The organism is Photorhabdus noenieputensis, from assembly GCF_018448935.1.
GTDB lineage: Bacteria > Pseudomonadota > Gammaproteobacteria > Enterobacterales > Enterobacteriaceae > Photorhabdus > Photorhabdus noenieputensis.
Genome location: NZ_RCWC01000053.1, coordinates 1 through 13,509, shown reverse-complemented (window position 1 = coordinate 13,509; position 13,509 = coordinate 1). Strand labels below are relative to the sequence as shown.

Sequence of the window (13,509 nt, the reverse complement as noted above, 5' to 3'; positions counted from 1 at the left end):
AGCATGAACTAAATTAGAGGCGCAAATTTACTTTTCTCACCCTATTCACCTTGGGAAAGAAGGGACCAATGAAAATATCAATGGGTTAATCAAGTAATACTTTCCAAAAGGAACCAATTTTAATGAACTCTCTGAGCAGGAAATAGATTTTGTGGTATACCCTATGGATTTCAAGATGCATTGCGGCGGCAAGGGAGCGAATCCCCGGGAGCATAGGTAACTATGTGACCGGGGTGAGCGAGTGCAGCCAACAAAGAGGCAACTTGAAAGATGACGGGTATAAACCGATTAAGTAATCGCCCCTGAAAAACTCGGGGTAGTAAAACACCCAATGAATTATTTAAAGGAATACGGATATGTTTACTTACAGAGTAACGATATTGCACTTACTATGTGAATCCAAGTGTTAATAAAATTAACGTAGGAAACATTGAAGATAAATTTTCTTTACATCTATTATTAAACTGATAATTTATCTTTACAGTTAAAGGGAGTCAGTTTTATGATATTGGTGATTCAAGATGAATAGCACTAAAACAGTTAGTGTCCAACATATTATTAATAATCAAAAATTCTCGAAAGTTCAATGGCAAGTATTAATTTTATGTTTCTTAATTGTTGTTATTGATGGTTTTGATACGGTATTAATGGGGTATATTGCACCCGCCGTGGTCAATGATTTTAAAGTAGAAGGTGCTGTTCTTGGGCCAGCTATGGTCGCCGCTCTTTTGGGGTTATCGTTGGGCTCGATTTTTGCTGGTCCACTTGCGGATCGATTTGGTCGAAAGTCAGTGCTGACAATATCCGTCACTGTTTTTGGCCTATTTAGTCTTGCCTCCGCTGTCGCAGATTCAATACAGACGTTAACTATTTTGCGTTTTTTGACTGGGTTAGGTCTTGGTGCGGCAATGTCAAATGCAATAACTTTAATATCTGAATATGCACCAGAGAATCGGCGATCTTTGTTAATAAATATCGTTTTTTGTGGTTTTCCTCTTGGGGCTGCGGTGGGTGGGGTTATTTCTGCATGGATTATTCCACATTTTGGCTGGCAGGGAGTTTTGATTTTAGGGGGTATTCTGCCGTTATTTCTGTCGCTATTTCTCTTTTCTCTATTACCTGAATCACTCAGGTATTTGGTTTTGAAAGGTGGCTCAGAGGATAATAATAATATAAGACGAATTTTGTCTAAAATGACCGGCAATAATTTAAATGATATAAACAAATTTACCTTTGATGAAGGAGAAATTATACATAAGTCGTCAATTAAAACGGTTTTGTCCAATCAATTCTTAGTTGGGACGATAATGTTATGGATAACCTATAGCATGGGAGCCTTGTTTTTTTATGTTCTGACAAGTTGGATGCCGTTTTTAATGAACGATGCGGGTTTCACTATTAGCATGGCAGCAACACTGACAGCATTATTCCCTTTGGGAGGCGTAATAAGCACGGTTTTTTCCGGTTGGCTAATGGATCGAATTAATCCTCATAAAGTAGTTGTAACTAATTATGCCCTGGCGGGTATTTTGGTCTTTTTTATTGGTCGGGAAGAAAATGTATTATTGTTGAGTATTCTTATATTTCTTGTCGGGGTAACGATGAATGGCGCTCAGGCATCGATGGGGGCAATCTCTGCGCAATTTTATCCTACTCATTGTCGGGCAACCGGGGTTGCCTGGATGTTAGGTTTTGGAAGGTTCGGTGGGATTTTCGGTACTTTATTTGGAGCAGAATTGATCAAGCTGGAATTAAGTCATAGCACTATTTTTGCTATTTTGTCCATTCCGGCTATTATAGCCGCTTTATCTTTAACATTTAAATATGTGAGTTATAGAAGTCATAAATAAATAATTTTATAAAAATAGCTAGCATTAATATTTATGTTATTTTTAAAATAATATTAATCATAAAATTTAAATTAATGTTGTCATTGTTTTTATGATTTTAATAAATAATCTAATATAGGTATTTAGTTATAAATATATGTGATGAAAAAGTTATATTTGAATGAGGTGTAGTGTGTCTTAAAATTAAATCGTTTGGATTAAAGGATATTTAATTTGTGCGATAATGAATATTATTGAATAGTATATAGATTACGTTGTGTATTATTATAAAGCAATGAGAAATTAAGTTGTTTTAATTTGAAATTGTTTCTTGGTGGTTGTTGATATAATAACATTTGTATTTCTTTATGTTCTAATTATTACAGGCTGTATGTAATTAAGTTAAATATAATTTGTATTTGTTCATTTGTGATATATTCGTTGGCGGTATTATCTTGTTGTTGAAAAATGATTTTTCATGAATTATTTTTAGCTTGACGTTATATTTTGATATGATTGAATATGCAGGATTATTTTATGCCTATTAAATAACTGTCTTTGAAATTAGTATGTCCTTTTATTATTGTAATGAAGACTGTTTTATAGGTGATTGTCAAAGTAATATTTTGATAATTAAATGTAAATTGGTCTATTTTGTCTTTAAGAATGCTTGGTTTTTTTGAAATTATTTTAATTGGGTATTAATGAGAAACGGATAAAATATAAAGGTTATTTGGTAATTGTGGATAATAATTGCAGTTAATGGTTAAGTTTTTAATTATGTAATTCAGCGTCAGTCAACAAAAATTGTAGTCAATTAATCGAACTTATCTAAAAAATGGGAACAAATATAGAATATCTCATTCCGTTAATCAGGAGAATTGGAGTCGAAAAATGACTAAGTAGCCGCTATTAATCGGGCAGTGGCATCCGATATCTAAGTCTCTTGGATGGGTAGCAGATGTATCTATTTTTATTTTTGGGCAAGAAGTGGGAGAGAAACATTAGTGATGACTGTCGGGAATGACGGTTTTCAAATTTCTAACAGATTCATTGAGGTAGTAGATGAAAAATAACATTGCTAAAGTGGAAAGTGCGTTTAAAACTCAGACGTCAGAAAATATGACCGACGCAAATGATGTTTCACAACAGACTCGAAATACAAAGAATATCCTTCAGAGACTCACACCCAGTGAATTATTCTGGTATGAGCGTCTTGCTGCTTTGCAACCCCTCCAGTTACCTTTCGAAACCGCCGCAGAACAAACAGAACCCAGATGGACAATGAGCGCTTGGCAGCCCCCTCTGCCTAAAAATAGTGAAGAGGAACCATTGCGAACGTTGTTGCAGACTTTTGTCATTTACCTTGCTCGCCTGACTCAACAGACCGCATTCCAAGTCGGTTGGCGTGTGGATGAGGTAAAAGATGAATCAGGAAATCTGGCGACGGTGGTGCCTATGGCCGTTGAGGTAGCGCTTGATAAGCCTTGGCGTGAGGTAGCTGGCTGGGTTGATGATGAGCTGTCCCGGTTGGCGCAGCACGGTACATTTAGTTACGATCTCTTCTCTTGCTCTCCTTCATTGCATGCTATCCCGGCGTTGGCAACAAGTCGGCCGTGGCGAATCGCCGTCTCGTTGATAAAGGATGATAGGCCACGTGATCAGAAAGTATCTGGCGAATTGTTGACCCTCCAGATAAATGGACGGGGAGGTTTTCGCTGGATCTACGATGAAAACCGTCTGAGCACGGAAGTTGTTTTACGAATGAGTGAGCACTTACAGGTGTTGGCAGCATCGAACAGGATGGGGGACGAAATTCCTGTCGGGCAGCTTAATTTGTTGCCTGAGGCTGAACGTACATTATTACTGGAAACTTGGAACGCAACTGAAAGCCCTTATCCTGACCCGTTATGTATTCATCAGTTATTTGAGCAACAGGCAGAGCAAGCTCCAGAGGCCACGGCGTTAGAGTATCAAGGGCAGAGCCTCAGTTATGCTGAGTTAAATGCTGACGCTAACCGACTGGCGCACCAATTGATTGCATTGGGTGTCATACCGGACCAGCGGGTAGCGATTTGTGTAGCACGCTCCCCGGCGATGGTGGTGGCGCTGCTGGCGGTGCTGAAAGCTGGCGGGGCCTATGTGCCGTTGGATTCAACCTACCCGGCGGAACGTTTGGCGTATATCTTAAATGATACTGTCCCGCCTGTGGTGTTGGCTGATGCGACTGGGCGGGCAGCGTTGGGTGAAGCCGCTTTGACTGGGTTAACAGTGCTTGACCCGAATATCTTACCTGACCAACCGGACAGCAATCCATTGGTGACTGCGTTAACACCACAGCATCTGGCCTATGTGATTTACACCTCCGGTTCAACCGGGCAGCCGAAAGGGGTGATGATAGAACATCAGGCGATTTATCAACGTTATCTGGGCTTTAATGACACCTATGCCGTCACGGTGCAAGATCGGGTGTTGCAATTTGCCGCTTTTGCGTTTGATGTTTCAGTAGAAGAATTTTTCTCGACATTATGCAATGGGGCCACATTGGTTATCCGAGATGATAGCTGGCTGGCTTCGGTAGAGGAATTTATTGCTTTAATCCGGCAACATCGTATTACGATTGTTTCTCTGCCGACCTTATTCTGGTCTGAACTGGCGGCCAGAGAGCCTGGATTACCGCTGCCGGATTGCCTCCGGCTCATCATGATTGGTGGTGAGGCAGTAAAAAAGAGCGCCGTTCAGGACTGGTTTATGCAGGAAGGTTACCGGCCCCGGTTGTTGAACGGTTATGGCCCGACAGAAAATACCGTGACGGTAACCTATAAGGAGCTATTATCCCCGGAAGATGCCCGTTCTATCGGTCGGCCGGTTAAAAATTCTCGCATCTATCTGTTGGATAGAGAGGGACAACCGGTTCCATTGGGTGGCATTGGCGAAATGTACATTGGCGGCATAGGTGTGGCACGGGGTTATCTTAACCGACCTACATTGAGCGCGGAACGTTTTATGCCGGACCCCTTTAGCTCGGAATCCGACGCGCGGATGTATCGCTCTGGGGATTTGGCCCGTTTCCTGCCGGACGGTGACCTGGAATTCCTGGGTCGTAACGATGAGCAAGTTAAAATCCGTGGCTTCCGGGTTGAGTTGGGGGAAATTGAAACCCGCTTGGTGGAACATCCGGCAGTACAAGAGGCGGCGGTACTGGCATTGGATGATGGGCAGCACAAACGGCTGGTCGCCTATGTGGCGGCACAAGCGTATGAGAGATTGGCCGCTGATTTGCGTGAATATTTGAGTGCGATTTTACCTGACTATATGGTTCCGATCGCTTTTGTGCGTCTGGATACCTTCCCACAGACTCCGAGCGGCAAACTGGATCGTCGGGCATTACCGGCACCGAGGGAAGAGGATTTTGCCCGTCAGATTTATGAAGCGCCACAAGGGGAGGCTGAGATCGCTCTGGCGGCTATCTGGCGTGAATTATTGGGCATTGAGCAGATAAGTCGGCATGACAGTTTCTTTGCGTTAGGTGGCCATTCATTGCTTGCTGTACGCATGATTGAGCGCCTGCGTCACTTAGGATTGACACTAACAGCGCGTGATCTGTTCCAGTCGCCGGGGCTGTCAGCGCTGGCTCAAGCGTTGGGACAGCACCAAGCCGTGATAATACCGCCTAACATTATCACCCCCACCACTGTGGCGCTAACGCCGGAAATGTTGCCACTGATTGATCTGACTCAGACTGATATTGATCGCATCGTTGAGCTGGTGCCGGGTGGGATGAGCAATATTCAGGATATCTATGCGTTGTCACCGTTGCAGGACGGTATTCTGTTTCACCACTTGTTGGAACAGGAAGGCGACCCGTATCTGTTACACTATCCGGTGGTCTTTGCTAACCGATCTTTGCTGGACCGTTATCTGGCGGCGGTGCAACAGGCGATTGATCGCCATGATACCCTGCGGACGGCTTTTATTTGGCAAGGATTATCAGCTCCGGCACAAGTGGTCTTGCGCCGGGCACAGTTGCCTGTGACGGAACTGACGTTAGATCCGGCTGACGGCCCAGTCATTGACCAGTTAACCCGGCGTTTTGATCCGAGTCAGTATCGTCTTGATCTGGGGCAGGCTCCGTTATTGCATTTTGTTGTCGCTCAGGAAACGGATGGTCGTTGGTTTTTACTGGAAGTACAGCATCACTTGATTGGCGACCATGAAACGATGGAAGTGATGCACCGTGAAGTGCGGGCCTATTTTGCCGGGCAGGAAGAGCACCTACCGACGCCAGCTCCTTTCCGCAATCTGGTAGCTCAGTCCCGGCTAGGGGTGAGTCAGGAAGCACATACCCGTTTCTTTACCGACATGTTGGCGGAGGTGGATGAGCCAACGTTGCCATTTGGGCTGGCGGAGGTGCATCGTGACGGATCTCGAATGACAGAATCCCATCGGATGCTGACCACCACGTTAAATGCTCGCCTGCGCAGTCAGGCCCGGCGGTTGGGGGTTAGCCTGGCGGCGTTGTGTCATTTGGCTTGGGCGCAGGTGCTGTCGCGTACCAGTGGTCAGGAAAAAGTAGTGTTTGGCACCGTCCTGTTTGGGCGTATGGCGGCGGGGGAAGGGGCAGACAATGGCATGGGGTTGTTTATGAATACCTTGCCGTTGCGACTGGATATCGATGATACCCCGGTACGGGATAGTGTGCGGGCGGTTCATCTACGATTGGCTGAATTGCTGGAGCATGAGCATGCTTCACTGGCGCTGGCCCAGCGGTGCAGTGGGGTACAGGGTGAAACCCCACTCTTTAGCGCACTGTTCAACTATCGCCATAATGAGCAACCGGCGGCGTTGGATGAGACGATGGCCGGGATTGAATTCTTGGGCGAACAGGAACGGACTAACTATCCATTTGGGCTGTCGGTGGAAGATGGGGGTTCCTCGTTGGGGCTGACCGCTCAGGTGGTACAGCCGTTTGAACCAGATCGGCTATGCGGTTATATGCAACAGGCGCTGGAAAGTCTGGTGGAAGCGCTTGAACAGGCCCCGGAGACACCGGTACGTGTGCTGAACGTCCTGCCTGAAACGGAGCGTACACTGTTACTGGAAACCTTGAATGCCACGGAAACCCCCTATCCTGACCCATTATGTATTCACCAACTGTTTGAACAGCAGGTAGAGAAAACCCCGGAAGCGACCGCGTTAGTCTATGAAGGGCAAACGCTCAGTTATGCCGAATTAAATGTTCGTGCCAACCGCTTTGCCCACCAACTGATTGCATTGGGCGTGATGCCGGATCAGCGGGTGGTGATTTGCATGGCACGTTCACCGGCGGTAGTGGTGGCCTTGTTGGCAGTACTGAAAGCAGGCGGGGCCTATGTGCCGCTGGACCCGACTTATCCGGGAGAACGTCTGGCGTACATCCTGAATGATACGGCTCCGTCAGTGGTACTGGTTGATGAAGCTGGCCGGGCGGCACTTGGCGAACTGGCGCTGGCTGGGTTAACGGTACTTGACCCGAATATTCTGCCAGACCAGCCAGACAGTAACCCACAGGTAGCCGAATTGACGCCACAACATTTGGCGTATGTCATCTATACCTCTGGTTCAACCGGGCAGCCGAAAGGGGTGCTGATAGAACATCAGGCGCTGTATCAACGTCATTTGGGTTTTAATGAGACCTATGGCGTCACTGAGCAGGACCGGTTATTACAATTTGCCTCTTTTGCGTTTGATGTTTCGGTAGAGGAATGCTGCTTGTCGCTGTGTAATGGTGCCACGTTAGTGATGCGTGATGAGCGTTGGCTAACTTCTATGCAAGAATTTATTACCTTAGCCCGGCAAAACCGTATCACAGTGATGTCTCTGCCGGCGTTATTTTGGTCCGAACTGGTTGCCAGAGATAATGGATTGCCGTTACCGGATTGCCTCCGGCTCATTATCATTGGGGGGGAGGCAGTGAAAAAGAGCGCTGTTCAGGATTGGTTTACGCAGGAAATCCACCGGCCTCGACTGTTAAACGCTTATGGCCCGACGGAAAATACCGTGACGGCGACCTGTAAGGAGATATTATCCCCGACAGATGATTGTTCTATCGGTCGGCCGGTTAAAAATACTTGTATTTACCTGCTGGACAAGTACGGTCAGCCCGTCCCATTAGGTTGTGTTGGCGAAATGTATATTGGCGGCGTGGGTGTGGCACGGAGCTATCTTAACCAGCCGGAATTGAGTGCGGAACGTTTTATAGCCGATCCCTTTAGCTCAGTACTCGATGCGCGCATGTATCGCACTGGCGATTTAGCCCGCTATCTGTCGGATGGTGAGCTGGAATTCTTGTGTCGTAACGACGAGCAGGTAAAAATTCGGGGTTTCCGTATCGAGTTAGGGGAGATTGAAACCCGGTTGATAGAACACCCGGCAGTACGAGAGGCGGCGGTACTGGCATTGGATGACGGGCAACACAAACGGCTGGTCGCCTATGTGGCAGCACAAGCGCATGAGAGATTAGCGGTTGATTTACGTGAATACTTGAGTGCGACTTTACCTGATTATATGGTTCCGGTGGCCTTTGTACGTTTGGATACCTTCCCGCAGACCCCGAACGGCAAGCTAGATCGCCGGGCATTACCGGCACCGCGGGAAGAGGATTTTGCTCGTCAGGTCTATGAAGCGCCGCAAGGAGAAGCTGAGATCGCCCTGGCTGCTATCTGGAGTGAGTTATTGGGTATTGAGCAGATTAGTCGGCATGACAGCTTCTTTGTGTTGGGCGGCCATTCATTGCTCGCTGTACGCATGATTGAACGCTTGCGTCACTTGGGGTTGACATTGACGGCGCGGGATCTGTTCCAATTTCCGGTGCTGTCAGACTTGGCTCAAACATTGGGACAGCATCAGGCTGTAGTGGTGCCTCCTAACGTCATCACTCCGGTCACTACGGCGCTGACGCCGGAAATGTTGCCGCTGATTGATCTGACTCAGACTGATATTGATCGCATCGTCAGGCAGGTGCCGAGTGGAGTGGCTAATATTCAGGATATCTATGCCTTGTCACCGTTGCAGGACGGTATCCTGTTCCATCACCTGTTGGAGCAGGAAGGCGACCCGTATCTGTTGCTCTATCCGGTGATCTTTGAGAATCGCTCTCTATTGGACCGTTATCTGGCGGCGGTACAACAGGCGATTGATCGCCATGACATCCTGCGTACGGCTTTTATCTGGCAAGGATTATCAGTTCCGGCGCAAGTGGTCTTGCGTCAGGCTCGGTTGCCTGTGACGGAACTGACGCTAGACCCGGCTGACGGCCCCGTCATTGACCAGTTAACCCGGCGTTTTGATCCGGGGCATTATCGTCTTAATTTGAGTCAGGCACCGTTACTGCATTTTGTCATCACTCAGGAAACCGATGGCCGCTGGTTCTTACTGGAGTTGCAGCATCACTTGATTGGCGACCATGAAACGCTGGAAGTGATGCACCGTGAAGTGCGGGCCTTTTTTACCGGGCAGGGGGATAGCCTGTCGGCACCGGTTCCTTTCCGCAATCTGGTGGCTCAGACCCGGTTGAAGGGGGATCAGGCGGCACATACCCGTTTCTTTACCGACATGTTGGCGGAAGTGGAGGAGCCAACATTCCCATTTGGACTAGCGGAAGTACATCGTGACGGCTCTCAAATGAGGGAATCTCACCGGATGTTGGCACCTGAGCTGAATGATCGTTTGCGCAGCCTGGCTCGGCGTTTTGGTGTCAGTTTGGCGGCGTTGTGTCATCTGGCCTGGGCACAGGTACTATCGCATACCTGCGGGCAAGAGAAAGTGGTGTTTGGTACCGTCTTGTTTGGGCGCATGGAGGCGGGAGAGGGGGCAGACAATGGCATGGGGTTGTTTATGAATACCCTGCCGTTGCGACTGGATGTTGATGATACTCCGGTACAGGATAGCGTGCGGGCGGTACATTTGCGACTGGCCGGGTTGCTGGAACATGAGCACGCTTCGCTGGCGCTGGCCCAACGGTGCAGTGGTATTGCCAGCGGTACGCCACTTTTTAGTGCTCTGTTCAACTATCGACATAATGCCTTATCGGCAATGTCGGATGACATCATCACAGGTGTTGAATTTCTGGAGGGGCAGGAGCGGACTAACTATCCATTTGGGCTGTCGGTGGAGGATGGGGGTTCCACGTTGGGGCTAACTGCTCTGGTGGTACAGCCGTTTGAGCCAGAGAGACTATGTGGTTATATGCAACAGGCGCTGGAGAGTCTGGTGGAAGCGCTTGAACAAGCCCCGGAGACGCCAATACGTGCGCTGAACATCCTGCCTGAAACGGAGCGTACATTATTGCTGAAAACCTGGAATACCACGGAAAATCCGTATCCTGACCCATTATGTGTTCACCGACTGTTTGAGCAACAGGTAGAGAAAACCCCGGAGGCGATCGCGTTAGTGTATGAAGAGCAACGTTTCAGCTATGCCGAATTAAATGCTCGTGCTAACCGGCTTGCCCATCAACTGATTGCATTGGGCGTCATACCAGATCAGCGGGTGGCGATTTGTATGGCACGTTCACCGGCGATAGTGGTGGCTTTGTTGGCGGTGCTGAAAGCTGGCGGGGCTTATGTGCCGCTGGACCCGGCTTATCCGGGAGAACGTCTGGCGTATATTCTGGATGATACGGCCCCATCGGTGGTACTGGTTGATAAAGCTGGCCGGACAGCGCTTGGTGAACAGGCGCTAGCCGGGCTGACGGTACTTGATTCGAATACCCTGCCAGACCAGCCAGACCAGCCAGACCAGCCAGACAGTAACCCACAGGTAGCCGAGTTAACGCCGCGGCATCTGGCTTATGTCATCTATACCTCTGGCTCAACCGGGCAGCCGAAAGGGGTGATGATAGAACATCAGGCGGTGTATCAACGCCATCTGGGTTTTAATGAGACCTATGCGGTCACTGCGCAAGATCGGTTATTACAATTCGCCTCTTTTGCATTTGATGTTTCAGTAGAAGAGTGCTGCTTGTCATTGTGTAATGGTGCCACATTGGTCATGCGTGATGATCGCTGGCTAACTTCTATGCAGGAATTTATTGCCTTAGCTTGGCAGAACCGTATCACCGTGATGTCTCTACCGGCGTTATTTTGGTCTGAACTGATTGCCAGAGACAACCCATTACCGCTACCGGATTGCCTCAGGTTCATCATTATTGGTGGTGAAGCGGTTAAAAAGAGCGCTATTCAGGACTGGTTTGCGCGGGAAACCTACCGACCTCGACTGCTGAACGCCTATGGTCCGACGGAAAATACCGTGACGGCGACCTGCAAGGAGATATTATCCTTGGCTGATGATAGTTCTATCGGGCGGCCGCTTAAAAATAGCTGTGTTTACCTACTGGACAAATACGATCAGCCCGTCCCATTAGGCTGTGTTGGCGAAATGTATATTGGTGGTGTCGGTGTAGCACGGGGTTATCTTAACCAGCCGGAATTGAGTGCGGAGCGTTTTATAGCCGATCCCTTTAGTCCGGTATCTGGTGCGCGGATGTATCGCACGGGGGATTTGGCCCGTTACTTACCGGATGGCAATCTAGAATTCTTGGGCCGTAACGACGAGCAGGTAAAAATTCGCGGTTTCCGGATTGAACTGGGAGAGATTGAAATCCGGTTGTTGGAACACTCGGCGGTGCAAGAGGCGGCGGTGTTGGTGTGTGAGGATGGTCGGGACAAGCATTTGGTCGCCTATGTGGTAGCGGAAGCGAATGAAAGCTTGACGGTCAGTTTGCGTGCTCATCTGAGTGCCATTTTGCCAGATTATATGGTGCCGTCAGCTTTTGTGCGTCTGGATGCCTTCCCGCAAACTCCGAATGGCAAGCTAGATCGCCGGGCATTACCGGCACCACGGGAGGAAGATTTTTCCCGTCAGGTCTATGAAGCGCCGCAAGGGGAAACTGAGACAGCTCTGGCGGCTATTTGGAGTGAGTTATTGGGTGTTGAGCAGGTCAGTCGACATGACAATTTCTTCGCATTAGGCGGCCATTCACTGCTTGCTATGCGAATGATCAATATTGTCGCTGGTCGAGGGATGGTTTGCACATTGAATACCTTGTTCCAATTCCCGGTGCTGGCTGAACTGGCCGCGAAAATTACCTCAGATTTACTGTCTCAGCCGCAAAACAGTGCTATATCGGTACGACTTGATGGAACAGAACTGCCGCTATTCTTTGTTCCCAGTGGCATGGGTGACTACTCCTACGCTTTCGGGTTGGCTCAGCATATTCCGTCGGGCTATCCGATTTATGCGTTGCCTTGGCCTTCCATCAGTGAAGAACCGATGTCAACGATGGAAGAACAGGCTGCCAGAATGATCACCCTGATGAAAGCTGTTCAACCGATAGGCCCATATCGGCTATGCGGTTACTCTTCTGGTGGAATATTGGCTTATGCCATAGCCCAACGGCTTTTGGGGGCTGGCGAACAAGTTAATTTTTTGGGGCTGATTGACACGCTTGCTCCTCATTGTTTTGATGGACAGAGTTTTGGGGGACAGAGCTTTGGTGAGCAGGTAGCGCAACCGAAACATCAATTCTTTGCTGAGTTGGTCAGGCAATTAGGGGAAGAACACGCGGAAGAGATTGCGGCGTTGTATCAGCGAATCGATGAGTTGAATTTGGTGCAATTTATTGCAGCGGCGCAGGAACTGGCATTATATCCCGTCAATCTGAGTGCTGACTTAATGGCAAAACGTTGGGAACAGATAGAACATTATGATCAAATAGTCAAAGATTATGAGCCACCAGCATTAGCGGTAACGTTGCATCAGTTTTATGCGATGGAACCTTACCCGTCTATTTCTTTTATGACGGATGAAAAATCAGAGCTTTTAAATATTGATCCATCTCTAGGTTGGGCGCGGATAATAGCTGATACTTCGCTTAAACTCATTGCTATTCCGGGTGACCACTTTAGTTTATTGGAAAATAATGAGAATAGAACTGTTTTATCTCAGGCTTTAAATATGGCGTTGGCAACCTGTTGTGAAGAGGAGGAAGTGTAATACTAATATATTAATAATTTAACCTTGATATGATAATCCGGTATATGCTTTTTATACCGGATTATTTTGCTTTATCCTTTTTCCCAAGGTGAAAGCCGATTTTCATTTTTCACTGATAGCTTTATAGTGGGCAGGTTTTAAACTGTTTTTAAAAACATTGTTTTAATCTCTGATTTTAACCGGCATCAGGTTTTAACCGTTGGTTACATCACTTTTACTCCCTGATTTTTATTCATTTTAATCATCACGGCATATCGTATTTTACATTTAACAAACATGAATCATACCCGCTTTTTATCTTTGCTGAGGCTATTTAGCCTGATAATATTAAAGATACCACCTTATATTTTTTTCGGATAATCAACGCGCTGTTTAGAACTTAAATCCTGCCACATTAATCGTTTTATCCCTCTTTTTTATTGCGTTATGTTTATATCTTGCTGGGTAAAATAACAGTGAGAAAACACATTAACAGGCTGGAAAATATTATTTTACCTGCTTTATTCATCATACGCTGATTATTTTTTCCAGATGTTAAAACGACACTGACAGACCATAAATGGCTTTTTAACGACGGTTTTATCATATGCAGATAAAGCGTCTCTGACCTTATCTGAATGAGTGAAAATCTCTGTCACGCCTTGTT

2 protein-coding genes and 1 pseudogene are annotated in these 13,509 nt (G+C 47.2%); all 3 read left to right on the top strand.

Annotated features, from left to right (window positions below; all coding sequences use genetic code 11):
* Window positions 1-10: 10 nt before the first annotated feature.
* Window positions 11-157, top strand: a pseudogene (locus tag EAE91_RS24385) (IS30 family transposase); the annotation flags it as partial.
* A gap of 364 nt (window positions 158-521) precedes the next feature.
* The gene (locus EAE91_RS22285; protein WP_214090373.1) at window positions 522-1,850 is read left to right on the top strand and encodes an MFS transporter; all 1,329 of its coding nucleotides are present in this window, start codon (window positions 522-524) and stop codon (window positions 1,848-1,850) included.
* A 1,044-nt stretch (window positions 1,851-2,894) separates the two neighbouring features.
* Window positions 2,895-12,863, top strand: a complete 9,969-nt coding sequence (locus tag EAE91_RS22280; RefSeq protein ID WP_214090372.1) for a non-ribosomal peptide synthetase — start codon at window positions 2,895-2,897, stop codon at window positions 12,861-12,863.
* Window positions 12,864-13,509: the final 646 nt, after the last annotated feature.

What these genes read in the sequence shown, in the direction of transcription:
- EAE91_RS22285 (WP_214090373.1), top strand. Translation starts at nt 522, where the DNA reads ATGAATAGCACTAAAACAGTTAGTGTCCAACATATTATTAATAATCAA.
- EAE91_RS22280 (WP_214090372.1), top strand. Translation starts at nt 2,895, where the DNA reads ATGAAAAATAACATTGCTAAAGTGGAAAGTGCGTTTAAAACTCAGACG.